The organism is Paenibacillus lupini, assembly GCF_011761355.1.
GTDB lineage: Bacteria > Bacillota > Bacilli > Paenibacillales > Paenibacillaceae > Pristimantibacillus > Pristimantibacillus lupini.
On the sequence record NZ_JAASRW010000007.1, the window covers coordinates 156821 to 182791 of the forward strand.

General features: G+C 45.9%; 31 protein-coding genes. All 31 read right to left on the minus strand.

Annotation, left to right across the window (positions count from 1 at the left end; genetic code table 11):
* Nucleotides 1-34 precede the first annotated feature (34 nt).
* Nucleotides 35-733, minus strand: a complete 699-nt coding sequence (gene rpsB, locus FHS17_RS22560; protein ID WP_015844998.1) for a 30S ribosomal protein S2 — start codon at nucleotides 731-733, stop codon at nucleotides 35-37.
* 184 nt (nucleotides 734-917) lie between these two features.
* The gene (locus FHS17_RS22565; RefSeq protein ID WP_167280724.1) at nucleotides 918-1463 is read right to left on the minus strand and encodes an endolytic transglycosylase MltG; all 546 of its coding nucleotides are present in this window, start codon (nucleotides 1461-1463) and stop codon (nucleotides 918-920) included.
* Nucleotides 1456-2013, minus strand: coding sequence for a DUF6115 domain-containing protein (locus tag FHS17_RS22570; RefSeq protein ID WP_167280725.1), 558 nt, complete (start codon nucleotides 2011-2013; stop codon nucleotides 1456-1458). Before FHS17_RS22570 ends, FHS17_RS22565 begins: the two co-directional genes overlap by 8 nt.
* Before the next feature lie 31 nt (nucleotides 2014-2044).
* Nucleotides 2045-2371: a hypothetical protein gene (locus FHS17_RS22575; protein WP_167280726.1), complete on the minus strand. Its 327-nt coding sequence runs from the start codon at nucleotides 2369-2371 to the stop codon at nucleotides 2045-2047.
* Nucleotides 2372-2432: 61 nt separating this feature from the next.
* Nucleotides 2433-3839 (minus strand): FapA family protein, encoded by a 1407-nt coding sequence (locus tag FHS17_RS22580; RefSeq protein WP_167280727.1) that lies wholly within the window; start codon nucleotides 3837-3839, stop codon nucleotides 2433-2435.
* Nucleotides 3840-3854: 15 nt separating this feature from the next.
* Nucleotides 3855-4625 (minus strand): FliA/WhiG family RNA polymerase sigma factor, encoded by a 771-nt coding sequence (locus tag FHS17_RS22585; RefSeq protein ID WP_167280728.1) that lies wholly within the window; start codon nucleotides 4623-4625, stop codon nucleotides 3855-3857.
* A 5-nt stretch (nucleotides 4626-4630) separates the two neighbouring features.
* Nucleotides 4631-5062, minus strand: coding sequence for a hypothetical protein (locus FHS17_RS22590; RefSeq protein WP_167280729.1), 432 nt, complete (start codon nucleotides 5060-5062; stop codon nucleotides 4631-4633).
* A 1-nt stretch (nucleotide 5063) separates the two neighbouring features.
* Nucleotides 5064-5558 carry a chemotaxis protein CheD gene (locus FHS17_RS22595; RefSeq protein WP_167280730.1) on the minus strand — a complete coding sequence of 165 codons (495 nt, stop codon included), beginning with the start codon at nucleotides 5556-5558 and terminating at the stop codon, nucleotides 5064-5066.
* Nucleotides 5555-6142, minus strand: coding sequence for a chemotaxis protein CheC (locus tag FHS17_RS22600; protein ID WP_167280895.1), 588 nt, complete (start codon nucleotides 6140-6142; stop codon nucleotides 5555-5557). Before FHS17_RS22600 ends, FHS17_RS22595 begins: the two co-directional genes overlap by 4 nt.
* A 35-nt stretch (nucleotides 6143-6177) precedes the next feature.
* On the minus strand, nucleotides 6178-6639 hold the full coding sequence (locus tag FHS17_RS22605; RefSeq protein WP_167280731.1) for a chemotaxis protein CheW: 462 nt from the start codon (nucleotides 6637-6639) through the stop codon (nucleotides 6178-6180).
* 13 nt (nucleotides 6640-6652) lie between these two features.
* Nucleotides 6653-8716 (minus strand): chemotaxis protein CheA, encoded by a 2064-nt coding sequence (locus FHS17_RS22610; protein ID WP_167280732.1) that lies wholly within the window; start codon nucleotides 8714-8716, stop codon nucleotides 6653-6655.
* Between the two features lie 36 nt (nucleotides 8717-8752).
* On the minus strand, nucleotides 8753-10048 hold the full coding sequence (locus tag FHS17_RS22615; RefSeq protein ID WP_167280733.1) for a protein-glutamate methylesterase/protein-glutamine glutaminase: 1296 nt from the start codon (nucleotides 10046-10048) through the stop codon (nucleotides 8753-8755).
* 27 nt (nucleotides 10049-10075) lie between these two features.
* Nucleotides 10076-10948, minus strand: a complete 873-nt coding sequence (locus FHS17_RS22620; protein ID WP_167280734.1) for a MinD/ParA family protein — start codon at nucleotides 10946-10948, stop codon at nucleotides 10076-10078.
* Nucleotides 10941-12173, minus strand: a complete 1233-nt coding sequence (gene flhF / locus FHS17_RS22625) for a flagellar biosynthesis GTPase FlhF (protein ID WP_167280735.1) — start codon at nucleotides 12171-12173, stop codon at nucleotides 10941-10943. Before flhF ends, FHS17_RS22620 begins: the two co-directional genes overlap by 8 nt.
* A complete protein-coding gene (gene flhA, locus FHS17_RS22630) occupies nucleotides 12170-14203 on the minus strand; it encodes a flagellar biosynthesis protein FlhA (protein WP_167280736.1) in 2034 nt (677 codons plus the stop codon). The genes flhF and flhA overlap by 4 nt, the downstream gene beginning before the upstream one ends.
* Before the next feature lie 22 nt (nucleotides 14204-14225).
* Nucleotides 14226-15323 (minus strand): flagellar biosynthesis protein FlhB, encoded by a 1098-nt coding sequence (flhB, locus tag FHS17_RS22635; RefSeq protein ID WP_167280737.1) that lies wholly within the window; start codon nucleotides 15321-15323, stop codon nucleotides 14226-14228.
* Nucleotides 15324-15336: 13 nt separating this feature from the next.
* The gene (gene fliR, locus FHS17_RS22640) at nucleotides 15337-16131 is read right to left on the minus strand and encodes a flagellar biosynthetic protein FliR (protein WP_167280738.1); all 795 of its coding nucleotides are present in this window, start codon (nucleotides 16129-16131) and stop codon (nucleotides 15337-15339) included.
* 16 nt (nucleotides 16132-16147) lie between these two features.
* Nucleotides 16148-16417, minus strand: coding sequence for a flagellar biosynthesis protein FliQ (fliQ, locus tag FHS17_RS22645; protein ID WP_167280739.1), 270 nt, complete (start codon nucleotides 16415-16417; stop codon nucleotides 16148-16150).
* Nucleotides 16418-16440: 23 nt separating this feature from the next.
* The gene (fliP, locus tag FHS17_RS22650; protein ID WP_167280740.1) at nucleotides 16441-17196 is read right to left on the minus strand and encodes a flagellar type III secretion system pore protein FliP; all 756 of its coding nucleotides are present in this window, start codon (nucleotides 17194-17196) and stop codon (nucleotides 16441-16443) included.
* Nucleotides 17186-17782 carry a flagellar biosynthetic protein FliO gene (locus FHS17_RS22655; RefSeq protein WP_167280741.1) on the minus strand — a complete coding sequence of 199 codons (597 nt, stop codon included), beginning with the start codon at nucleotides 17780-17782 and terminating at the stop codon, nucleotides 17186-17188. The genes fliP and FHS17_RS22655 overlap by 11 nt, the downstream gene beginning before the upstream one ends.
* A 33-nt stretch (nucleotides 17783-17815) precedes the next feature.
* Nucleotides 17816-18178: a response regulator gene (locus FHS17_RS22660; RefSeq protein WP_167280742.1), complete on the minus strand. Its 363-nt coding sequence runs from the start codon at nucleotides 18176-18178 to the stop codon at nucleotides 17816-17818.
* A 20-nt stretch (nucleotides 18179-18198) separates the two neighbouring features.
* Nucleotides 18199-19458: a flagellar motor switch phosphatase FliY gene (gene fliY / locus FHS17_RS22665; RefSeq protein ID WP_167280743.1), complete on the minus strand. Its 1260-nt coding sequence runs from the start codon at nucleotides 19456-19458 to the stop codon at nucleotides 18199-18201.
* Nucleotides 19448-20449 carry a flagellar motor switch protein FliM gene (gene fliM / locus FHS17_RS22670; RefSeq protein ID WP_167280744.1) on the minus strand — a complete coding sequence of 334 codons (1002 nt, stop codon included), beginning with the start codon at nucleotides 20447-20449 and terminating at the stop codon, nucleotides 19448-19450. Before fliM ends, fliY begins: the two co-directional genes overlap by 11 nt.
* 36 nt (nucleotides 20450-20485) lie before the next feature.
* Entirely contained in the window at nucleotides 20486-20953 is a 468-nt protein-coding gene (locus FHS17_RS22675; RefSeq protein WP_167280745.1) for a flagellar basal body-associated FliL family protein, read from the minus strand.
* A gap of 2 nt (nucleotides 20954-20955) precedes the next feature.
* Nucleotides 20956-21177, minus strand: a complete 222-nt coding sequence (locus FHS17_RS22680) for a flagellar FlbD family protein (protein ID WP_167280746.1) — start codon at nucleotides 21175-21177, stop codon at nucleotides 20956-20958.
* Nucleotides 21178-21252: 75 nt separating this feature from the next.
* On the minus strand, nucleotides 21253-22065 hold the full coding sequence (gene flgG / locus FHS17_RS22685) for a flagellar basal body rod protein FlgG (RefSeq protein WP_167280747.1): 813 nt from the start codon (nucleotides 22063-22065) through the stop codon (nucleotides 21253-21255).
* 82 nt (nucleotides 22066-22147) lie between these two features.
* On the minus strand, nucleotides 22148-22525 hold the full coding sequence (locus tag FHS17_RS22690; RefSeq protein ID WP_167280748.1) for a TIGR02530 family flagellar biosynthesis protein: 378 nt from the start codon (nucleotides 22523-22525) through the stop codon (nucleotides 22148-22150).
* The gene (locus FHS17_RS22695; RefSeq protein WP_167280749.1) at nucleotides 22522-23073 is read right to left on the minus strand and encodes a flagellar hook capping FlgD N-terminal domain-containing protein; all 552 of its coding nucleotides are present in this window, start codon (nucleotides 23071-23073) and stop codon (nucleotides 22522-22524) included. Before FHS17_RS22695 ends, FHS17_RS22690 begins: the two co-directional genes overlap by 4 nt.
* 46 nt (nucleotides 23074-23119) lie before the next feature.
* On the minus strand, nucleotides 23120-24562 hold the full coding sequence (locus tag FHS17_RS22700; RefSeq protein ID WP_167280750.1) for a flagellar hook-length control protein FliK: 1443 nt from the start codon (nucleotides 24560-24562) through the stop codon (nucleotides 23120-23122).
* A 19-nt stretch (nucleotides 24563-24581) separates the two neighbouring features.
* Nucleotides 24582-25487: a MotE family protein gene (locus FHS17_RS22705; protein ID WP_167280751.1), complete on the minus strand. Its 906-nt coding sequence runs from the start codon at nucleotides 25485-25487 to the stop codon at nucleotides 24582-24584.
* Nucleotides 25488-25519: 32 nt separating this feature from the next.
* The gene (gene fliJ, locus FHS17_RS22710; protein WP_167280752.1) at nucleotides 25520-25969 is read right to left on the minus strand and encodes a flagellar export protein FliJ; all 450 of its coding nucleotides are present in this window, start codon (nucleotides 25967-25969) and stop codon (nucleotides 25520-25522) included.
* Between the last annotated feature and the right edge of the window lie 2 nt (nucleotides 25970-25971).

Genomic DNA, 25971 nt, shown 5'->3' on the forward strand with positions numbered 1-25971 from the left:
CTGACCACCCTTTGTTGTAGCAATTTATTTCGGATTAAGCAGTTGTTTGCTCGCCTTGGTTAGCTTCAACGATAGCGTCAGCCATTTTGGACGTCAGCAATTTAACTGCGCGAATCGCGTCGTCATTGCCTGGGATTACATAATCGATTTCGTCCGGATCGCAGTTAGTATCAACGATACCTACGATTGGGATACCGAGTTTGCGTGCTTCAGCAACAGCGATACGCTCTTTACGAGGATCGATGATGAACAAAGCGCTAGGCAGACCTTTCATGCCTTTGATGCCGCCGAGGAATTTTTCCAGACGGTCTTTTTCTTTGTTAAGAATGATAACTTCTTTTTTAGGCAGAACTTCGAAAGTTCCGTCTTCCGACCATTTTTCGAGTTGACGCAGACGGTCAATACGTTTTTGGATCGTTTGGAAGTTAGTCAACGTACCACCCAACCAACGTTGGTTGATGTAGAAGTTGCCACAACGCTCAGCTTCTTCTTTAACTGAATCTTGAGCTTGTTTTTTCGTACCTACGAACAGCATAGTGCCGCCTTCAGCAGCTACAGAACGTACGAAGTTGTAAGCTTCTTCGACTTTCTTAACTGTTTTTTGCAGGTCGATAATGTAAATTCCGTTTCTTTCTGTGAAGATATAACGATCCATCTTAGGGTTCCAACGACGAGTTTGGTGACCGAAATGCACACCAGCTTCGAGAAGTTGTTTCATGGAAATAACCGCCATATTCAACACACCTCCTGTTATGGTTTTTGAGTAGTTACCTCCGCCCATCGCATCTTCCGCTAAAACTTCCGGCGACCGGAAGCACCATTAACGGAATTAATAGGCGTGTGTTTTTAACACCGACAATTAATATAACATATATGACAACACGGTGCAACAGAAGTTTGTCGAAAATTTCCGGTGTCTACTTCTGCTGATCAAATTCTTCCTTCGAAACGGGCTGGCTTGTAATAATCTGAATGACTTCATCTACGGTTGGATTGCCTTCAAACAAGAAATAACCTGCGCGAACAGGCTTCTTCTTCATCTTAGCGATAAAAGCCGATTTATCTGTAATCAGGTTCTGCTCCTTCAACAGCTCTGCTGTATCTGTTAAATTCATACCGCCTGTAATATGGATTTTACGCTTAGTCTCTGCCTTCTCTGTGACTGTTGCTTGCTCTTCTGCCTTGGTATCCTTATCCTCAGCTGCTGGCGTGGCTGCAGCTTCATCAGTTGGATTCTCCGATGGCTTGGCTGATTCAACAGCATCCACATCAGCAGCCTTTGCACGTTCCTCAGCAATCCTATCATCTAGTTCCGCTTGCGTATAGAGCTTAGGCTCTACATCCTTATATCCATCAGAAAGCTTCTGCTGACTATCGTCCCCAATCTGCATAATCTGCAGAAGAATAGCACCAGCTATGATCCCTGCACCTAGTCCAGCTACAAAAGAGCGGTTCTTAAACATAGACCTTCTCCTCCTGCTTAGCCAGTTGCAAGATCAGTTGCACTTCCCCTTTATTCATACTCAGTTTTTTAGCGATAGCCTCAATTGACTTTCCTTGATTGTACAGCTCGAATAAATCGGCATAACGCGATTGAATGCCCGATACTACTTGTTGAGGTTCAGGATCCTCAACAGTAGATTCAACTGTCGCTGCTTGGAAAGCTGGTGCAGCTGTCTGTATCGGTACAGAATAGGCCTGAGCAGCCATCATGTCGTTCTGACGCTGTTGCTGTAGAAAACCTAGCTGTTGCTCCAACAGCGAACATTTGTTCTCAAGTTCCATTAAGCGCTGTTTACTTTGCTCGTTTTGTGTTTTTCCTTCTTCTCGAAGAACCGTTACAAGCTTCACAAGGTCTTGATGATCCTGCTCCGTATTCTCCATAAACTGCTCCAAAGCAATTTCCATATTACGAGTATCTTTTAACTCCTGTGACTGCTGTTTCCGTGGAAGGAATAGCGAGGCTACGACTACAACAGCACCAAGAAGTACAATATAAGACCAGTTAGACATAATACACACCCTCTACAAAGCATTGCTGATGCTATAACGATATATCCACATGATGCCCTTTATAGGGATGCTCGGCCTGGCGGCTTTCTTCAGGTATGTCCTGGGTTTCCTCCGGCTTACGTTTCCTTTTTGCCAAATAGGGATTACCGCTCTGCCGATCTCGATCATTGCGTACATTTGGTCCGCCAGTCTGCTCAACACCAGTATTTTTACTTCGTAACTGTTCCGTTTGTTTGGATGCCAGCTCTGCCATTCTTGTCTGTTCCGCAATAGGCTTATGGTTAGTCTGGCTTTGTGTCCCACTTGCTTCAAGTGCTCGTGGAATCGACCATTGCAAATCAATTGGCTTAAAAGGCATACGCTCAGCTCCTCTCGTAACAGCCCAGTTAACATTTCTTCATTAAAAGAAAACAATGAGATTACGTAAACAAAGGATACTGTACAATATCACCTTCCGAATAACGGAATGAAACACGCTGTACGGGATCCTTGATAAAACGGGTATATCGGCCGATTACAATTTTAATACCGCCATATACCGTATGGCTGATGTCTACCTTGGATTTGTCCGTATCTTCCAGTGATTTCTCAATTTCAAGAATACGCTCTCTAATCTGATCGCTCTCAGCGGTAGTCTGACGTCTAGTTGCACCGAGTTTAATGCGCATCGCCATCTTCTGATCAGTAAGTTGATCTAAAGCTGCCTGCTGATCAAGAATAGCAAGCGCTTTCTCCGTTTTATCCATCGCATCCATGTTCTGCCTAAGCTTTAATCGCAGCTCTTGGAGCTCTGAGCGAAACTCCGGTCTTACCCCTACTTCAATAGAAGTAGCTGTTGACATCGTATTGCCAACAACTCGCGCAGAGACCTGCTCCACCGCTTGAATTGAACCACCCACAATGAGTCCCTTCGACCCCTGGCAAATAACGTTTCTGCCTGCCCGGACATTCGAGTGCATGATACTTTGCGATACCAGAACATCCTCACCAGCAATGACGTTACAGTCTTGGATGAAGGAGCTTTTTACATTCTTTTGTGCTTTGATGTAGCCTTTGTTGCCTGCCATAATACCGCCAGTAATCTCGATGGAGCCTTCAGAATCCAGTTCGGCCCCTTCTACTCCACCAATAACACGAATATCTCCGGAAGCTTTCACTCGGAATCCGCTTAATACATTCCCACGGATGACTACCGTACCGACAAAATCAATATTGCCGACTCTATAATCAACGTCCCCGTTCACTTCATAAACCGGGAAAACGTTTACTTTCTCTTTGTCAGTAATCGTAATAAGGCCATCAATTAAGGCATACATCGCCGTTTGATCTTCGTTCACGACAACGTTTTTCCCTACTTTAAACCTAGCTTGCCTGCCTTGTTTAGCTGAGATTTCTTCACCAGTAATCATCATTCCTGGGGCACCAAATAAAGCGTCCACCCGCTCCGCAATTAATTGACCACGCTTCACATTTTTCAAACGCGAGACTTCTTTGAAATCAACTTTGCCGTCCTCCATCTCTGCCGGACGTAGGTATTGCTCCTTCATATCATAGGCAAAACGGATTGAACCGTCCTTGCCTGGAGTTGCCGGAGTACCCATAGCAATTAACGTTTGCTCTTTACAATAAGCAAGCGTATTGGTGCAAATCTCATGTAACACACTTGTGCGTATTCCAAATACAACACCTTTGCTGCGTACAAAACGTTCCAATTGACCGGGAGTGCAGTCGAAATCTTCGGTGATCCGGTTAAAGGTCAGGAAGGCAGACAGCTTATCAGCAGATATCTGGATACGCAAGTAAGACTCTAATAAATGGTCATCCACCTTGCCCACTCCCTTCTAATGCTGCAATAATTGTTCTTTATTTTTCGCCAGAGCACCACGAAGTCTTAAGATCGCTTTCGAATGCAATTGTGATATACGTGAAGGGGAAAGTGACATTACTTCCGCAATTTCGCTTAACGATAATTCTTCATAATAGAAGAGAGAGATAACGGTTCTTTCCTTCTCCGTTAATTTCTCAATTCCACTGATCAGTGAGTCCTTCAAGAAAAACTCATGTGCTTTATGATCCGGGTTTTTCGCCCGTTCATCAATTAGCAGCGACAGCCTTGTCTCCGACTCTTCTTCTCTGATCGGGTCTTCCAATGAGCAAACCGTAGTAATTGCGATTTCATGGAGCATATTCGTAAACTCTTTTTCACTTACATTTAAATGATGGCTAATTTCTGCATCCGTTACCGAACGCAAATATTTTTGCTCCAGGTTTTGATAAGCTTCCTCAATTCGTTTCGCCTTTTCTCTAACTGAGCGCGGCACCCAATCCCCTTGTCGCAAACCATCAATTATTGACCCGCGAATACGCCAGGACGCGTATGTCTCAAATTGCAAACCTCGGCAATAATCGAATTTCTCGATGGCATCAATGAGTCCCATCACTCCATTGCTGGCGAGGTCATCCTTTAACACATTTTTCGGCAGTCCAATCGCCATTCGGTTCGTTACATAATCGACCAAAGGCAAGAACTGCTCAATTAGACGTTTCTTGGCTTCTAGGTCGCCTTCCTCTTTCCACGCTCGCCACATTTCCAAATTTGCAGTTGCGATCATGTCACTTACCCTCCTGTCATATGACGAATGGCTTTAGCCAATTCCTCAGGCTCTTTATTCTGGGTCGAAACAAGCTGAGGCGGTGTTAATGGTTTAAACTGCTTTGATTGCTCCGACTGTTCTGCTTCTTGCGTATGATTGCTATCAAGCTGTGATCGAAGAAGCTGATTGAGGTCTTCACTCTCATCAGGAGTCTGCAGATCCAGCTGCGTGCCTTTGCCATCCTCTTGTGCTGTCTCTTCTTGATGCATGACTGGCGGGGTAAGTATAAAGGCCAGTGCAATCCGCATTACAAATGCAATCGCTACAAAGGCGATGAAAGCATACATGCTGCGCATCAGCATGACAGACAGCGGGTTTTTACCAATCGAGAATAATAAGGTTAGTACCGCGCCAATAATCCCCAAGCCGACATTCCATCGCCAATTTCCAACCATTTCAAATCTCCTTTATCCCAAACTGCACGCTTCTTATCGTCAATACTCCACTCATGCTGTCAATTTCAATCGTGCGGCCATAATTCCCGCCTGTATCCTGCCCTAAGACAGGAATGGAATAGTTCGCGAGAATTCCCAAACAGGATTCTACATTACGTGGTCCGATTCGCATCGAATCCGATTGGCCTGAAAAGGCGAACATTTGTGCGCCACCCGCCATTTTGGCCACAAGGCGGTTAACTACCGCCCCTATTACTTTCATTTGCCCAATAAGCTCAGGAATTGCCGTATCCGCATATTTGGCAATATTCATTGTCGACTCTCTGGCAATTTCTGAAGATGGCAGCATAACATGTGCCATTCCTGCAACTCGTGCAACAGGATCGTATAACGTCAGACCGACACAAGAGCCTAGCCCTGTTGTCCGTAGATGTGCTCCGCCCGCAGCCCATTTTAAATCTGCCATGCCGACCTTGATCACATCTTGTTGGATCATTCGGTCAGTACTCCCAAGGATTGAAATATTTTAGAGAAGGAATCTGGATCTGGAATAAGGAAGAAATGTCCCTCCAGCTCCTCTTTGTCTTCCAGAAACGTTGTTTCGATAAGTAATGCGGAATCTCCCATTTCCCCGTATTGCATAAGCCCGTAGCTGAGGATAGGTCCTGCCATATCTCTAGCAACTGCGGGAACCGAAGGTGCCATCGACAAATTTGTAAAGTCAGCTAGGGATGATAGATAGGAGCCCGCCAAAATATTACCGATCTCGCAAAGCGCAGACATCTCCATTTCGGAATAATTGTCCGGTGCTTCGTTTTCAAGAGAAAGCAGTTGTCCAAGCAGTCGCTTGGCTGCCTCTTCTTGAATAATAAAGAACATATTGCCTGGTGCTTCCCCTTCTACTCGAAGAAAAACCGCAATGACAACTTGTTCGGAACCGCCCACACGATCAGCAACTTCTTCAAACGGCAGCAGGCTGACCTTAGGCACCGCCATATCTACCGGCTTGTCCAGAAGGCGGGATAATGCAGTAGCTGCATTACCCGCTCCAATGTTGCCTACTTCCTTCAGAACATCCATCTCAAACGCTTTAAATCGATTAAAGGCGTCCACGCTTACACCTCTAACTGTTCGAGTTGAATAATTTCGCTCTTATTCAGCACTTCGGACAAGTTCAGCATAATGAGCAAACGGTTGTCACCGAACTTGGCAATCCCTCTTAAATATTTCGCTTTAATTCCTCCGACAATTTCCGGCGGTAAATCAATGGTATCCGTATCGATATCAACCACATCATTAGCAGAATCTACGATAAAGCCAACTTCCATATCAGCAGCCGCGACCACGATAATCCGGCTGTTCTCTGTTGTTGTGGATTCGGGAAGACCAAAACGTCCGCGCAAATCAATGACAGGAACAACTATACCGCGCAGATTGATAACACCTTTAATGAAGGAAGGAGTTTTCGGAACCCGAGTAATTGGGGCTAGACGTTCGATCGTACGAACTTTATCAACCTCAATGCCATATTCCTCATGTGCCAGTGTAAATACGATAACTTTTAATTCTTCTCCCATCGGTAAGCCCTCCCTATTTGATTAACGCGTTAGGATCAATAATGAGTGCCACTTGGCCATCACCAAGTATAGTTGCACCTGAAATTGCCTCGATATTGGTCAAATATTTGCCGAGCGTCTTCAAAACAATTTCGCTTTGCCCGATAAATTCATCTACCGTAACAGCTGCCCATTTATCGCCTTTACGAATAACAACAATCTCTGTTTCTGACTCGTTATGCTCGTTAAAGTCCGGAGATTCAAGGACTTTACTTAGAGAAACCAAAGGAATAACCGCGTTGCGGAAATGAATCATTCGATTACCGTGAACGTTCAAAATCTGCTCTTTTTGAATAATACCTGTCTCTACTATCGAAGTAAGAGGAATCGCATATTTCTCTGAACCTAGCTTAATCAGCATTGCCGAAATAATAGATAGCGTCAGAGGCAATTGCACGGCAAACTTTGTTCCTCGTCCTTGAACGGAGTCAATTGTAACGTTGCCGCCAAGTGAAGTGATTTTCGATTTTACTACATCAAGACCTACTCCGCGTCCTGAAATATCCGAGATTTTGTCAGCCGTACTGAAGCCCGGTGCGAATATCAACATGTTGATATCTTCACTAGTCAGCTGTTTGGACTGTTCCTCTGTTACTACTCCATTCTTAATGGCCGTCTGAAGCACTTTCTCTTGGTTAACGCCACGTCCATCTTCTTCTACTTCGATGAATACATGATTGCCGCTATGGTAAGCACGTAGATTGATCGTACCAGTCTCGGATTTGCCAGCCGCAATCCGTTCTCCCACCGTCTCAATACCGTGGTCGACCGAGTTGCGAAGCAAATGAACGAGCGGATCACCAATCTCATCAATGACGGTCCGATCAAGCTCTGTATCTGCACCGGTAATAACCAGATCGATCTTCTTATCAAGTGATTTGGCTAGATCCCGAATCATACGCGGGAATCGGTTGAATACCGAATCTACCGGAACCATTCTTAGTTTCAAAACGATATTTTGCAAATCTGAGCTGACACGAGTCATATGCTCTACGGTCTCTGTCAGATCATTACGGCGGATCTCACTGGAAAGCTGCTCTAGTCTTACTCGATCTATCAACAGTTCACTGAACAGATTCATCAGTGCATCAAGCCGGTCAATATCAACACGAATCGTTTTTGAAACGGCTGCTGGTGCTGCTGAAGCAGCTGCTGCCTGCGAACGCGCTGTGGTAACCTGCTTGCTGGCTTCCTCTTTCGCTGCCGCTTCCACTTGAACTGGAGCAGCTGCAGGAGATTGCTCTTTGGCAGCATTATTCAACATGGCTAGCGATTCGAGATCCAGCAAGGCAACCGAAACCTTCTCAATCTCCGAAATAGCAGAGAGTTGTGTTTCAAGCTCTTGCTGAGATAAGGTCGAGATGGTAAACACTGTGAAGGAGCGGTCAAACTTATCCTGCTCTAAATCCGTTACCGGCGGTTCGGATTTTATAATATCGCCGTTCTTACCCAACAGATCGAATACCATGTAAGCACGAACCGCTTTCAATACACAATCCTCACGGACCTCAACTTCAATAAAGTAAACATTATGTCCGCTATCGATAGATTGCTGAATAACAGAGGTTTGGAATTCGTCTAGTAACGCAGGACCAGTTGCCTGCTGGCCATTTGTGGCTGCCGGCGATACTGCTGCAGAAGCCCCTGATGTTTTGTAATCCCCTTTTACAATCGACTGAAGGGAAGCAACCAGCGAAGTTACATCTGCTTTACCCGTGCCTCCTCCTACGATATCCTGGACCATTGCTTCCAGAGCATCAAGTCCTTTGAACAGTGTATCGAAGATGAAGCTATCCATTTTAAGCTTGCTATTACGTACAAGATCGAGGACATTCTCCATCTCATGTGTCAGAGAAGCGAGGTCTTCGTACCCCATCGTTGCAGACATACCTTTAAGCGTATGGGCTGAGCGGAAAATCGATTGGACGATCGACAGATCCTCCGGATCGCTTTCGAGGCGTAGCAGATTTTCGTTCAAAGATTGCAGGTGATCATTGGACTCGTCGATAAACATTGACAAGTAGGCGTTCATATCCATTTTGTCGCACCTCCTGATAGGACTTTATATCGTCTATTATCCTTTCAATACTGCTTGCTGCAGCTCTGCAGCAATCTGCTGCAATGGTAATACCGTCTTCACGCAGCCATTCTCAATAGCACTACGTGGCATTCCGTAAACGACGCAGGTTTGTTCCGATTCGGCAATTGCCGATTCTGCCCCGCTGTCGACAAGAGCTTTCATCCCTTTTGCTCCGTCGCTGCCCATCCCTGTCATAATGACAGCATGGCGTCGTAATTCATCAAACGGAGTTAAAGATTCGAACAACACATCCACCGAAGGGCGATGACCGTTTCGAGGCGGCTTCTGAGTAAGCTGGACATAATAGCCTGCTTGGTCTTTCGCCAGTTCCATATGATGGCCGCCAGGCGCGACGTAGGCTACGCCTGCCTTCAGCCGATCTCCTTGTGCCGCTTCAATGACTTCCAGATCACTGAAGCTGTCCAGCCGCTGTGCAAGCGACTTTGTGAATTTGGGAGGCATATGCTGAACAATTAAGACCGGTGCAGCAAGCTCTGCTGGAAGAGAGCAAATCACTTCATGTAGTGCACGTGGTCCACCCGTGGAGGTCCCAATTGCAATAACATGATCGAATTGATCTGCAGCTTTTAATCTCTTCTTCGGCTGCTTCCCACTCATGCCATTCTCTAGAGGTGCCGCTGCAGGTACAAGTGGAATTCTCTCCTCATTGGAGAGTTTCGGCAGCTTTTTCATAGCACTGGAAGCCTTCACCTCTTGCGCTGGCGAAGCCGCTTCCCGAGCTTCCGCCTGCTGTTCGGGCTGCAGCAACCTTTTCTTGCGGCTGCTCTCTTCTTCTAAAGGATTTGCCCTCTTAACCAACGGCAATCGTTCTATCTTTGCCTTTGGAAGAGCAGGCGTGTCCTCTATCCCATTAATGGAAGAATACCTTTTCATCAAAACAGCGATTCTTAGTTTTTCCAGCAACAGCTCTCCAACTCGAACGATGTCGTTAGAGAAAGCTCCCATGGGCTTACGAATAAAGTCAAATGCACCAAACTGGAGCGCCTTGATGGTCTCTCTTGTGTTCTCTTCGCTAATACCCGACAGCATGATAATTGGAGTCGGCTGTTCACTCATAATGCGCTGCAACGCATCAATTCCGTTCAGCTCAGGCATTTCAAGATCAAGCGTTACCGCATCCGGCTTCCACCTCTTCACAGCCTCTATCGCTTCGAGTCCATTAGAAGCTGTTGCCACAATCGTAAATTGGGGGTCCTGTACGATCAAATCGCTAAATATTTTCCTCATGAAAGGCGAATCGTCCACGATTAGCACGCGATAAGGAAGCATTCTGTTCCCCCCTCTTATGTAAAATCACTACCGCGATAGCTTGAACATTTTATGTATAAAACCTTTAACACCAGTTGCAGCAGCAGGCTCGGGTGAAGACATCTCCAGGTACCTGCGAGCTATCTCCTCAATCCCTCTCGTTGCATCACTTCCCGGATAGGCAACCGTAAACGGCGTTTGTCGTTTCACAGCCTTTGTCACGTTCGGATCATCCAATATAACTCCTAATGTCGGGAGCTCTGCTTGCAGGAACTTTTTTGCTACAAGATTGATTTTGTCCGCCGTCTGAATGCCTTCTCTTCGATCTGTTGCACGATTAATGATGAGCTTGAATGAAGCGTTAACGCCCATTGATTTGACCATCTTCACAAGAGCATAAGCATCGGTGATCGCGGTAGGCTCAGGTGTTGTAACAACAATTGTTTCCTCCGCGGCCGATATAAACTTAAGCGTCTCCTTAGATAACCCTGCCCCTGTATCAAACAAGATGAAATCATATTCGCCTTGCAGCTTGCCAATCTGCTCAGCGAACCAATCCAGTTGTGCTGACGAGAGTTCAAGCAAATCCTGAAACCCTGAACCACCTGCGATAAAATGGACTCCCGATGGTCCCATTTGGATGATATCCCAAATTGTTTTATCCTGTTTAAATAGATGGTAGAGATGATAGGGGGAGCTGACCCCCATCAGCACATCGATATTTGCCATGCCGATATCGGCATCAAATACGAGTACTTTTTTCCCTAGGCGTTGAAGCGTGATGGCAAAGTTCAAGCTGAAATTCGATTTACCTACTCCTCCCTTCCCGCTCGTGATGGTCACGATACGGGTTGGGCGGGCTTTATCTTGTCCCATCTTCATCTTCACCATGTTGCGCAGCGCCTCAGCCTGATCATTCATCGGCAGGAGCCCCCAGCAGCGCATCGATATAACGCTCGGCGTCAAACGGGCTAATATCATCTGGAACCGTTTGGCCGCTTGCAATAAACACCGGCTTTAATTCGTATAACAATGCCAGGTTAAAGATCGCGCCATACACCGATGTCTCATCCAGCTTGGTGAAGAGCACTTTACTTACACCATACTTCACGAAGTTGTCGGCAACAGCCATCATATCCTTCGTTTTGCCGGTCAAGCTTAGTACAAGTACGGTTTCACTTTGCTCATTGGACTGCAGCAAGCTGTTCACTTCCGATACATGGAGCTCATTGCGGAAATTCCGGCCGGCTGTATCCATATAGATGAGCTCTCGATCCTCAAGCTGCTTGTATGCTTTCGGCAGATCCATCGGCGAGAATACAACTTCCATGGGTACGTTCAAAATGTTCGCATAGGTTCTAAGTTGATCGACCGCTGCAATTCGATAAGTATCAGAAGTAATGAGACCAATCTGGCGGCCGAACTTGATTGATTGCCCGGCAGCAAGTTTGGCAATCGTTGTTGTCTTGCCAACTCCAGTTGGACCAACAAAATGAACGATTCTCGCAGAATGATTGATGGTGTGATTGGCTTGTGGTGCCAGCCATTCGTTCAACAGACCACGTGCTATGCTCCAAATGTCTTGTGGATTAAGCAGCTCCGGATTGCCCGCAAGTTTCTCGTTTACCGCGTCAATTAATCGATCAATAAGTTCTGCCTCAACCTCCTGCTGAACCAATCGGCTATACAGAGCTTGAATCGCTAGAGGTTTATCGACCTCTGGCCTATGCATCGAAAGCTGTTTCAAAGACAGCTTAATGTGACGAATTTCTTCAAGCAGATCATCATTGATTCGATTTAGCGGTTGAGAAACAGGTGCAGTTGGTATGGAAGGTGTAGGAGTCTGCACGACAGGAGGCTCTAAGACCGCTGTAGCTGTTGCAGCCTGTCTCTTCGACTCTTGAATCGCATGAACAACACGTTGAACATCCGCTGCAGCTTGACGCGGCTGAGAAGCAGCTGCCGGAGCAGGCGCTCCAGATTCTATCGCTGCGATGACCTCCATCTTCTTCTTCCGAAACATGCCCATAAATCCACCGATGCGAACTTCCTTTGTATTAAGGATTACGGCGTCTTTTCCAAGCTCGCTCCGAATCATCGGTAAGGCTTCAGGCAAGGCATTCACGACATAACGTTTTACTCTCATAAGTTCACCACCCCTACGCTTTGAACCTCAATATTAGGTTCTAGCTCGCTGTATGATAATACTGGTACATCCTGCATCGTCCGTTCCACGATTTGTCTCAAATACATACGAATCGTTGGTGATGTCAGTACTACTGGCTGCTGGCCGGATTGAATTTGGCGTGATACCTGTTCATTCAGCTTTTGGTAGATTTGCTGAGTCGCAACCGGATCGAGAGCAATATAGCTGCCTTGATCGGTTTGTTGGACGGATTCTGCAATTTTCTTCTCGAGCGAAGGTCCAACCGTAATGACTTTCAGCATATTTCCTGTAGAAGTGAATTGCTGGGTAATTTGTCTAGACAACGCCTGGCGGGCATATTCCGTAAGAATGTCCGGGTCCTTCGTATAATGACCTTGGTCAGCCAATGATTCGAAGATGGTAACAAGATCCCGAATAGATACTTTCTCACGAAGCAGCTTCGCCAATACTTTCTGCAAATCGCCAATTGATAGAATAGAAGGAATAAGTTCTTCGATAAGAGCTGGATAAGCATCTTTCACATTCTCTACCAAAGCTTTCGTCTCTTGGCGTCCAATCAGTTCATGAGCATGACGCTTAATTACTTCCGTTAAATGAGTCGCAACTACGGATGGTGGATCTACGACTGTATAGCCCGATATCTCCGCTCTCTCTTTCATTGCCTCATCTATCCATATAGCCGGAAGGCCAAAGGCCGGTTCTGTCGTTTCAATGCCGATTACCGACTCATCCTCAAACCCTGGACTCATAGCGAGATAATGGTTTAGGAGAAGCTCACCGCGAGCAACGATGTTGCCTTTTATCTTAATGACGTACTCATTTGGTTTAAGCTGAATATTATCTCGAATCCGAATGACTGGAACAACGAGCCCAAGCTCTAATGCACATTGTCTGCGGATCATAATAATCCGGTCGAGCAAATCACCGCCCTGCTGGGTATCAGCAAGTGGGATAAGACCATAACCAAATTCGAATTCGATTGGATCGACCTGCAGTAAGCTGATGACACTTTCTGGACTGCGAACCTCTTCGATTTGCTGTTCCTCCTCCAGTAGTTCTTCTTGCTGCATTTGTTTCGCAATTGTCTTCTGCATCTTCCATGCCCCAAATATAAGCAATCCGGCAAAAGGAATAGTACGTAGAATGCCAATTGGTGTGAACACGCCGAGCAGTGTGATCGTTCCAGCTACGATATAGAGAAGCTTCGGATATTTAAGCAGCTGCTGCGTAACATCCTGTGCAAAGTTACCATCTGATGCTGCACGGGTTACGATCAAACCGGCTGCAGTTGAAATTAACAAAGCAGGAATCTGGCTAACCAGACCATCACCAATCGTCAGAATGGAGTAGGTTTGAATGGCATCTTGGAAGGAGTCTCCATGAATGGCCATCCCGATGATAAATCCGCCTACCAAGTTGATGATCAAGATAATAATAGAAGCAATAGCATCGCCTTTGACGAATTTACTTGCACCGTCCATCGAGCCATAGAAATCCGCTTCTCTTTCAATTTTCGAGCGGCGCTCGCGCGCCTGCTGTTCATTGATCAGTCCTGCGTTCAGGTCGGCATCAATACTCATTTGCTTGCCGGGCATGGCGTCGAGTGTAAATCTGGCTGCAACCTCTGCTACCCGTTCCGAACCTTTCGTAATAACGATGAACTGGACAACGACCAGGATGAGGAAGACGACGAAGCCAATGGCGATTTCTCCACCGCCAACCCATGATCCAAACGTCTGAACGACTTCACCGGCATGCCCATGCTGTAAGATGTTACGTGTAGTGGACACGTTAAGTGCGAGCCGGAATAAAGTCGTGACGAGCAGGATTGCCGGGAAGATCGAGAAATCAAGGGCTTCCTTCGTATTCATCGCAATCAGCAGAATCATGAGCGCGATCGAAATGTTCAGGATGAGCAATATATCGAGAAGCAATGTAGGTATAGGGATGACCATCATGAGTACGATGCCGATAATCCCAGCTAAGATAGCAATATCTTTTACTTTCATGATGTTGTCTTCTCCCTTTCAATTATGATGATCGAACTCGGCCTTTCATTTTATAAACAGCAGCCAATACTTCCGCCACAGCTTGGAACAAATCGGCGGGAATCGAATCCCCAATATCTGCCCGTTCATACAAGGCTCTGGCGAGCGGCTTGTTTTCCATCATAATAACGCCGTGTTCCTTAGCAACTTCACGAATGCGAAGCGCAACATGATCCATTCCTTTTGCAATAATGAGTGGTGCTTCCATCTTCGAAGCATCATATTGCAAGGCGATCGCAAAGTGAGTCGGGTTTGTAATTACAACATCTGCTTTAGGCACATCCTGCATCATCCGCTGCATCGCCATCCGGCGCTGCCGTTCACGGATCTTGCCTTTAATGAGAGGGTCACCCTCCGACTTCTTGTATTCATCTTTAATGTCTTGCTTGGACATCCGAAGACTCTTCGCATGCTCATATTTCTGATACATAAAATCAGCGAAAGCCAGAACGACAAGTACGGCTCCTGTCTCGAGCCCAAGCTTAATGGTTAGACCTGCTGCAAATTGAAAGATTTGACCTATGGATAAGCTGGAAAGCAGCAATATCTTATCCCAATCGCTCCATATGGCCTGATAGACCAAAAATCCGATGACAAGGAGTTTAGTTAAACTCTTTAGAAATTCAACTACCGTACGCATGGAAAAGATTTGCTTAAATCCATTAATCGGATTGAGCTTCGTAAATTTCATCTTGAGCGGTTCACCTGTAAGCAGGAATCCAAACTGCATGACATTACCGAGTATGGCAACGATGACAACGATTGCGAATATTGGTGCTAGAAACATGAGCATATCCACTGCAATCTCATTAAACAATGGCATAACATTTTCTTCTGTTACGTCCATCATCATCCAATTCTCGAACAACTCTCGAAACAAACCCATAATTCGCGTCTTATAATAATTGCCCAAAGCAGCAAAAGTCGCGAATGTAAAAAGCAGGATCATTGAGCTTGGCAAATCATTGGATTTCGCAATCTGCCCTTTCTTTCGAGCGTCCTGCGTTTTCTTTGGCGTTGCCTTTTCCGTCTTTTCCTGACTGAACAGCTGCAAGTCTAGCTCTAGGTAGTAAGATCGCAACGTTGCAGCCCCCTTATTTACTTTCGGTTTGTTGAACGACACTAAACAGCTTCTCTAAATTGTTAAACATAATATCAATCAGTCTTTCGAATATCGCAGAAACGCCTGGAAGAAGCAGAATCAGTAAACCAAGGCCAATAAGAAGCTTCAGTGGAATCCCGATAACAAAGACATTGTATTGAGGTGCTGTCTTCGCCAGTAAACCAAGGCCTACATCGGTCAGGAACATCGCAATGACCAGCGGAGCAGCGACCTGCAAGGCAAGCAGGAAAGCATTACCAACTGCCCGGGTCAAAAACTCTGATATACTTCCATTATAAATAGCTGCGAACAGTTCATTGGACAATGGCATCCATTTGTAGCTGTCCATTAATGCCGTAAGCAGATAATGATGACCATTCACCGCTAGGAACACCATGATGAGAAGCATATACTTGAAGTTGCCTAGCAGCGGAGCCGAGACACCTGTCATCGGATCAATAACGTTCGACATTGCGAAGCCGATTTGCATATCCATAAGCGCGCCTGCCGTTTGCACAACCGTCATGAATAAGTAAACGACGTACCCCATCATTAACCCGATCAGTACTTCACGGAATATATACAAGATATATTCGGCATCCATTGGAACCATCGTTTCTTTAAGCCCGTATGTCATAAATACGATTAGGGATAAAAAGAAACCGAGGCCAATCTTGAATGTACTCGGGACACCTTTCATGGAAAATAATGGCGCCACGACGAAAAACGATGTCATTCGACAAAATATAAGCAAAAAAATAGGGAAGTACTGGACGATCTGATCCATGATTTCCGTTCACAACCTATCCGATGTATTTATACAAGTTGTTCAGCAGATTGTAAGTGAAATCGACTATTACATTCAGAATCCAAGGTCCAAATATAATAAGGGATACAAAGACCGCTACGATTTTAGGCACAAAAGCTAACGTCTGCTCTTGAATTTGGGTAGTCGCTTGAAAAATACTAACGATTAATCCGACGACTAGAGCGAGAACGAGCATCGGCGCGCTGGCTTTCAATACGGTACTGATGGCTTGACTAGCCAATCCGATGATGAAATCAGCACTCATTGAACGTTCCTCCCTGTCTTTAATTACGTGTTAAAACTTAATAGTAATGATTTGACGATCAGATACCAGCCATCTACAAGTACGAATAATAGCAGTTTGAATGGTAGAGATATCATGACCGGCGGCAGCATCATCATCCCCATCGCCATTAGCGTACTAGATACGATCATATCTATGACGAGGAATGGGATGAATATCATAAAGCCCATCTGAAAAGCCGTCTTGAGTTCACTAATTGCATAAGCTGGTACTAGAACCGTAATTGGAATGTCTTGATAATTTGCCGGCTTGTCCGTCTTCGTATAGTTCAGAAACAGCAGCAGGTCTTTCTCCCTTGTATGCGAGACCATAAACTTCTTCATAGGATCCGCGGCTTTCTCGAATGCTACCGTCTGCGTAATCTCACCTTTTAAATAAGGCTGCAGAGCTACTTCATTCACTTGCGAGAATGTCGGAGCCATAATGAAGAAGGTTAGGAACATGGCCAGCCCGATAAGAACTTGGTTAGGCGGCATTTGCTGCGTTCCTAGCGATGTCCGAACGAAACCAAGCACGATTACAATTCGGGTAAAACTCGTCATGAGCACAAGTATGGCTGGTGCAATACTTAATACAGTAATAAGAAGCAGGAGCGACAATGCGCTTGTTCCCGGCTCTTCGCTTCCGTCACCAACGTTTAGACTGATGTCCGGCAGAGGATCAGCCGCAAACGCATGCGATTGCAGCAGCATAACTCCCAGCAGTACGGTGACGATCGAAATCCACCTTTTATTTTTCATTGTCATCCCCATCGTGTCTGGATTCCTTCAGAAGCGACTCCAACTGTTGCTTGCGATCGGCTTGCTTGCTTAAATTTTGATTCAGCAAGCTTTGGAACGAGGACGACTGCATATTCCACTGCTCATTAGTCAGATCCTCTCCCGAGCTCGGCTCTTGCTTGCGGAACCGCTTAAGGAAGTCTGTAATGGTGTTTGTTGACCATACAGTTCCATTAGACTGCCGATCGAGTGAAGCGAGAATTGCTTGTACCTGCTCTACATCTTCAATCTTGTCGAGCAGGGTTACGTTCTCACCAACGCCAACGACATATAGCCTGCCGGTGAGTTCAATAACCTGAAGCGAATTGTTTTGACCCAGCGCAACCCCTCCGAGCGATCGAACCGCTCGGTTAGTTCCCCATACGCGGTTACGCTGAGACAACCACTTAATAAGTAAGATAATTAAACCGATAACAATGATAAGAGAGATAATGACCCAGATGATACTACCGGCGTAGCTGTCAGATCCGGCCATTGGCCCCTGATCATTCTCATTACCGGCTGCCGCGGCGAAGGCGGGCTGTACAGCAACGCCAACCGCGATCATAGAAGTTAATCTCGAAACATATGTAAGCATTTCTTAGCCAAGCGTTTTCTTGATCGCTTCAATAACACGATCGGCTTGGAATGGTTTTACGATAAAGTCTTTCGCGCCGGCTTGGATTGCATCGATAACCATCGCTTGTTGGCCCATAGCGGAACACATGATTACTTTTGCATTAGGGTCAAGCTTCTTCACTTCTTTGAGTGCGGAAATTCCGTCCATCTCAGGCATCGTAATATCCATTGTAATCAGGTCAGGTTTAAGTTCCTTGTACTTTTCTACCGCCTGTGCGCCGTCTTGCGCTTCTCCGACGACCTCGTAGCCATTTTTAGTTAGAATGTCTCGGATCATCATGCGCATGAATGCTGCGTCGTCTACGATTAGAATGCGGTTTGCCATCTTTTTTTCCTCCTAGAGTATTATTGCAATTTTTGAATGCGGTCCCATTGGCTTACGATATCTGTTACACGTACCCCGAAGTTCTCATCAATAACGACAACCTCTCCCTTAGCAATAAGCTTGTTATTCACTAAGATATCAACAGGCTCGCCAGCGAGCTTGTCCAGCTCAATAATCGAACCTTGGGACAATTCCAGAATATCCTTAATTTGCTTTTGGGTCCTACCTAATTCTACGGTAACTTTAAGCGGTATGTCGAGAAGTAAATTGAGGTTTGTTTCATCCGTATGCACATATGGCGCTTGATTAAAGTTAGCGAATTGCACAGGCTGTACATTTACATTCCGACTTGCTGTATGTCCGTAGGTTTGTGGTCCTTGCGGCTGAAGCGGAAGATCAAATCCTGCGCTTTGCTGATAAGGATTATAAGGCTGATTATACTGCGATGCCGCTGCTGCAGGTGCAGGCTGATATGGATCCTGGTAAGCCTGCTGCGGAGCTGGCGTTGGTGCAACTGCTGCTGCTGGTGCTGGTGTTGCCACAGGAGCAGGTGTAGGAGCTGGCGCAGGTGCAGCGATTTCGCTTTCTACATCCCCCATCAAAATGGCTACCATTTGCTTCGCGAATGGTACTGGAAGCAACTGCATGATAGTCGAATCAATCAGATCCCCAATCATTAAACGAAATGAGATTTTGATAAAGACATCTTCTGGCGGTAATTGTCCCATTCCATCACCGCTATCCACATCCAGGATGTCAATGCCTGGAGGCGAGATATTGACAAAGCGATTAAAAATGGTCGACATCGAAGTTGCAGATGAACCCATCATTTGATTCATCGCTTCCTGAACGGCGCTGATATGAATCTCATTCAATTCCTCAAGGGTGATATCGCCTTCTCCGCCTAACATTAAGTCGGCAATAACTTGGGCATCCTTCGTCTTAATCACAAGCGAATTAATTCCTTGGAAGCCGTCTACATATTGAACACTTACTGCAACATGCGGCTTAGGAAACTCATTCGCTAAATCTTCACGTTTAATAAACGTGACTTGTGGAGTCGTAATATCAACTTTCTTACCCAGCAAGGTGGACAATGCGGTTGCCGCACTTCCGAAAGTAATATTTCCGATTTCTCCTAATGCGTCCTGCTCGATCGAAGACAGGAAGTCTGACAGTTGATACACGGGATCCGGCGACTGTGATGCAGCGAAATCGTTTGCTGTTTGATTAAGCAACGCATCAATTTCTTCTTGCGATAAATAATCTTTACTCGTCATTTTCTTCTTCCGCTCCTTCGCTGACAACTAGATCCACTTGCACGGCTATCCGATCTTTGACGGAGCCTGGGCTTCCGATGAACTTCAGCTTTTCGCCTACCTTAATATGAAGGCCGTCATCTATCGGCTTATTTAGCGAAATAACGTCTCCAATCGCTAATCCTAAAAACTCTTTAATCGTAATGACCGACTCGCCAAGCTCGGCTACGATTGGAAGCTTAGCTTTGCTTACGCGCTGCTCAAGCATTTCGACTTCCGCTGGAATCCGCTCTTTCTTCTGGGATACAAACCAGTGATGTGCAGATAATCGCGGCATAACAGGCTCAATTACAACATGTGGAATACATAAGTTGATCATCCCCGTCGTATCGCCGATCTTCGTGCTTAGCGAGATCAAGGCAATCGTTTCGTTAGGCGATACAATCTGCATGAACTGCGGATTCGTCTCCAATGCCTCCAGACGAGGTGAAATGTCAATAATCGTTTTCCAAGCTTCCTGCAGGCTTTCGAATGCTCTTGCGAAAATTCGCTCCATGATGATCGTTTCGATCTCCGTTAAGTTGTTAATCTTAGATGGAGCAACACCATGTCCGCCTAACATCCGATCTAGCATGGCATACGCGACGTTGGGATTAACCTCGAGCACCATACGTCCTTCCAGCGGCTCCGCTTCAAATATGTTCAGAATCGTCATCTTCGGAATCGAGCGGATAAACTCATCGTACGGAAGCTGCTCGACTTGTACGACATTGATTTGAACGAATGTGCGAAGCTGCGCTGAGAAATAGGTTGTCAAATATCGCGCGAAGTTTTCGTGTATGCGTGTTAAGCTTCGTATGTGATCCTTCGAGAATCGAGTAGCACGCTTGAAATCATAGATTCGAACTTTTCGCGTTACTTCCTCTTTCTTCAGCTCGTCCGCATCCATCTCACCAGATGATAAAGCAGCCAGCAGCGCGTCTATCTCATTCTGCGATAATACATCAACCAATTCTCTCACCCCCTTCAAGGAATGTCGGCAACATGCTTATAATTGCTGCATGATAAAATTCGTAATTTCTACTTTTACCAACTTCTCATCTTCCGGCAGGATAGGATTAATCAAATTCAGAAGCTTCGATTCGAGCATATCCTCGCCTTGCGAGCCGTTTAGTTCCGCTGCTGTCAAATCAGCCACAGTGCGGTTAATAATAGGTCTCACTTCAATCTCAAGCAGCTTGTCAAACTCTGTTTTCGTCTTCTTGCTGTCCAATTGGAAAGCAAAGCTCAGAACAACAACATAATCCGAATCTTTCAAGTTGCGTTTGAAATCTTTCAGTTCTGATGTGACTGATACAAGCTCATCAGCACTTAACTGCTTAACAACTACAGGCTTTTCAGCCGGATCCGTCGTATCTGAGTCATTAAAGAAAGATTTATACAAAATAATTGATACGATTGCGATCAGCGTAATGGCTAGCAATGTAGTGACTAACCATGGCAACATTTTTTTCATCTCTATGGACCCTCCGTTTGTTCGATCTTCTGGGTCGCTGCTAGAACGCCGATTGTACGAATGTAACCCTGTATAAGGAGTTGTAGCTCTGATGCACTTTCCGTTACGATAATTTTCTTGCCCGTTGTGAGCGTAACAATCGTATCTGGAGTTTCTTCTATGATTTCAATAAGAAGAGCATTAATCATCAGTTTCGAGCCATTCAATCGAGTTACAGTAATCATAAGCTCCCCCCTCGCTGATTCGGGGGCTGCGAAGAGCCCCCGCCGATCATTTCCGTTACCTAATGCATGCTGCTATTAACGTTTCAGGTTAACAACCTCTTGCAAAATCTCATCGGATGTAGTGATGATTCGGGAATTTGCTTGGAAACCACGTTGAGCAACGATCATCTCGGTAAATTCATTCGTCAGGTCAACGTTCGACATCTCCAGCTGGCCAGCGATAATAGCGCCAGTGCCAAGCTCCGGATCGTCAGCTGTTACAATCTCGAACTCTCCGTCAGGATTAGCATTTGCTGTCACCTGATACAGATTGCCGCCTACTTTTTCAAGACCGCTTGGGTTAACAACCTTTACGATACCGAGTTGAGCGACTGCTTCCGTACCATCTGCCGTTACCGCAAGAATAGATCCATCTTGACCAATCGAGTACGAGGTTACTTCTTCACCAAGCTGGATTGGCTCACCGTCCGAAGAAAGAACGAACATACCGTCTGCATTTACAAGTTGTCTATTGGCATCCAGTGTAAAGTTCCCTGCGCGAGTCAGGTAAGTTGGCGCACCGTCTCCAGCCGATACTGCGAAGAATCCATCGCCATCAATACGAAGATCCGTTGGAACGTTTGTAGTCATTGCACTGCCTGGCGTATGCAGCGTATCAATGGAAGCTATTGTTACACCAAGACCTATTTGCTTCGCATTTACCCCACCTTGTTCACCTTCAGCCGATGCGGTAACACCAGAAGTTGTCTGGCTCAAAATGTCACTAAACATAACACGCCCGCCCTTAAAACCAACTGTGTTTACGTTAGCGATGTTGTTACCAATTACGTCAAGCTTCGTTTGAAAACCGCGCATACCTGATACACCGGAATACATGGATCTTAACATATGACTAAATCCTCCTAATGTTGTGGTGAGATTGGCTGCTTCAGTCGGTCGGCAGCCAAAGGGCCTCCTTCTCGGTCCAGCCCTAGCTTAAAATCACCGCACTGTCTATATTCGTAAACACATTGCTTTGCATTTGCTTGCCGTCCATCGCAGTAACAACCGTTCTGCTTGGCACATTTACAATCATCGCAATATCCTTCATCACGATTAAGGAATCCTTTGCACCTTTGGACTCTGCTTCTTCAACCGCATTCATAATCTTTGTAAGAGCTTCAGGCTGCAGTTGAATGCCCCGCTGTTTCATTCTCACTTCTGCATGCTGACTGAACTTGAGTACCTTTGCGTCGAGCATATCCCGGAAACCGCCAGCTTGCTGCGGACGCTGAGTTGCATTTTTCGCACCAGTAAGAGGTGGTGCTCCGACAGGAAACAGATGATTGATTTTCACACCGTCACTCATACGGAACCATCTTCCTGCTCGCTTGAACCCGAATCTGTTGATTCAGTCGATTCCTCGGTAGAATCATCGGATTCTTGCGTATCTCCACTGTCTTCTGTCGCGTTCGAAGCAGGAGCAGCATCCGAAACGGTTACAATATCACTCAATTCGATCATCGTATCATTGTCGAATTTGGCATACAGTGTGCCATCTTGGTTGACTATGGAAGTCACCTTATCATAAAGCAGCTTCGTATCGCCGCTTTCATCCATCTCATACCAGGAAATGGTCTTCCCAATAATCGAAGAGGCTGTTCCTAAATTTTGATTCAAGGTAGTAAGTTGGTCTGACATATTCATGAGCTGCTCGACAGAAGTAAACTGCGCCATCTGTGTAATAAATGCTGCATTGTCCTGTGGCTGCAGAGGATCCTGGTTTTTCAGCTGTGTTACGAGCAATTGAAGAAAAGCATCTTTGCCAAGTGCTGTTTTATCCGTATCGGCCCCCGCTGCCTTTACGTTCGAAGTGCTGTAATTGGGCCACGTCACTTTCGAGTTTACAGTCGCCATTTCACTCACCTCCATCCTACACGCGTACCGTTTAAGGAGCCTTCGCTTAAGCTGTCACATTGACAGCGCGTCCGTAGCCTAAATCTTGTATCGCCTGCTGCTGGGCAACATCTGCTTCGAATCCGCTATCCTCCTGCAAAGAGTCGCCTTTGGATTTATTTTGATTAGAGAAAGCCTGCTGCCCTGTACTTTGGCCATGTTGACCGTTCGTTAACTGAGCTGCCGATTGACTTGACGTGACTTCAAGCTTGTCTACTGACAAACCTTGTGCCTGCAGCGCCAATCTTAATTGAGCCATTTGATTATCGAGAGCATCCTTCGCATTAGCGTTATCCGCATGGAATAAGGCTGTCAGCTGTCCGTTATGCATCGTAATTCTGACATCAACCTGCCCAAGCTCTTCCGGGAACAGCTGAATGATCGCCTCAGACATTCCGTTACCATGTTTGATATCCAGTTTCTGAATAAAATCTTTCATATTATCAGCAAACTGATCAACCGGAACATAAGCTTGAACCACCGGTGCGAGCTTCACTGTAAGTGGTGCTGTCTGCCGGAAAACATCCGTAAACGTTGATCCTGCAGATACCGGTGCTTGTTCACTTGACTGAGAAGAAGCTTCTGGCTCTTCCTCAGCAGCTTGCTGATTGGCTGATGCTGCTAGAGCTACTGGATGAACAGCTTGTTGACTTAACCGCTGCAAATGTACAGATACAGTTGGTGCATTCGTTGTTACCGTTGCCACCGTCACTTGGTCAGCAGAGTTTGCCTGTTTCTCAGGACGTACAAGAGAATCCTTTTGCTTCTGTACAAATTGCTGAATGGCACTTAGCTGCTGTCCGATTACGGTTACTGGCTCTTGCAGTGCAGCCTGTTTCATCGTACCTTCTTGCATCGCCGTCTGAAGCTGTAATAAAGAGTCTTGGATCTTACTTGTAATTGCCGTCAGCTGCTGCCCATCTTGTTCAACGGCGTCAGTTGGAACTGTGGTAGAGGACTGATTCTGCTGCTGTACGGGTACCGGAATACCTAGCAAGGCAAGCAAAGCATTCAATTGATCTAACATGGCTTCAAGCTCTTTCGAAGCCTGGTCTTGATCCGTATCTTTCGATTCACTCTTGATGTCTTGCAGGTCAGCAAGCAATTGATCAATGATGTCCATTAATTCTGCCGCTGGATCGGAGATAACAGTAGGATCCGTCGTAACGGTACCTGCTGCTGACACAGTGCCTGCTGCGTTTGTCTGATCGACAGAAGCATCAGTCGTTGCTGCCGCAGATGTTGCCGATATATCTTCTGGATTCTCCGCTTTTACTGTCGTAGAAGCAGCCGTATCACTTTTTTCCGTTGCCCCTTTATCACTCTTCATTTGGTTAGAGAGTGTTTTCTGGAATTTGTCACTGCCTCCTGTTTTAGCTTGACTGGAAGTTTTACCGGAAGAAGGAGCTGCTGGTGCAATTGGTGCTGCTTGCGGAATGGTCATTTCCATTATTCATTCACCTCCTCTCTTAGCTGCCAGCCATAAGCTTGGACACCAGTTGTGCGGTGATGTTCTGATTAATGCCAGACATTTCTGCGAGAATAGCAGAACGCGTATTATCATCAACCGTATTTAAGATTCGGATTACTTTACTAGGACTAATGTTCGCCATTTTCAAAAGCAGCTCGCCCGCACTCTTCGCATCCATAGCTGCAAATGTTGCACTCAGCTGGTCACTGCTAAGCTGGGAGGATGGCTGCTTTATTTCAGCCGGTTTTGCTTTCTTCAGTTCCGCTTGCAGTGCTGCAATCTGTCTGTCCTTCGCTGTTACCGTATCCTTCAGCATCATCGTCGCTTCTGCTGCAGTCTGTGGGTTCATCTTCTCCAAAATCCGAACACGGTCATCTGGTCTCATGGAATCCAGAACGAGGACCATTTCATCCATGGTCATGCTTTGCAAAATTGGCGCTGCTTTACTTGGTGTAATTTTGCTGTACATGCCCGCGAGTTCTTGAATTTTGGCCTGATAGGCTTGATCGTCTGCTGTTTTTTCTTCATTAGAAGCTGTCAGCTTGTCGATCTTCTCCTGCATGCTTTTTAATTCTTCTTCTTGCGTACTCTTAAGCTGGGTCGTCTCTGCAAGTGCCGCTTCTTTCTCTTGCAGCTGTGCTTGAAGCTCGTCGATCTTACGGTTCAAATTCGCAGATTTCAGTTCATTGTCGTTTGGCTGTCCATCAGCTGTCTTAGCGTCAGGAAGCACGTCCTTCAAGAACGGCACCGAATTGCCAATTTCGAGCATTTGATTACGAGTTTCTGTATTAAATAGAACATATAACGCGCCAAGCAGGACAATCGTAAACAAGATCGGCGTCATAAAAAACATTAACCGCTCGAAGCCGCTATAACCTTGTTTCTCTATATCCATATCCGCCATATTCATTCACTCCCTTTACCTTGCGCCGCAGATCATGATGGGATGGACACCTTGAATCGAACGGTAGCCATCTCATCCAGTTCATTTTGTTCCTTGATCTGCATTACATGCCGGAATCGGTCTCCCGCATGCTCCTTCGCCTTCAGCCAAACCTTCTCATCCTTCATTCTCTCTGCCAGGTTCGACCGGTTATGTTCGACCTTACGTTCCGCATGCTTAACCTCGGTTAACTTGTTGGCAATGCAAGAATCCAAGTATTCCAAGTAATGCTGCATCAGCTGTAGTTCGGACAAGGTAACTGCCTCATTCGAGCATTCATGCTGTTTGCTTTCCCACTCTGTCCGTTTCGTACGAAGTTCAGCAAGGCTTAATTCCTCCGCTTGCAATACTCCTATTGCCGATGACAGCTGCCACTCTGCTTGTGTTTTCTCGCTTGACTTCAAATCTACGATTTTCTGATATGCGTATCGAAAGGATGCCATTT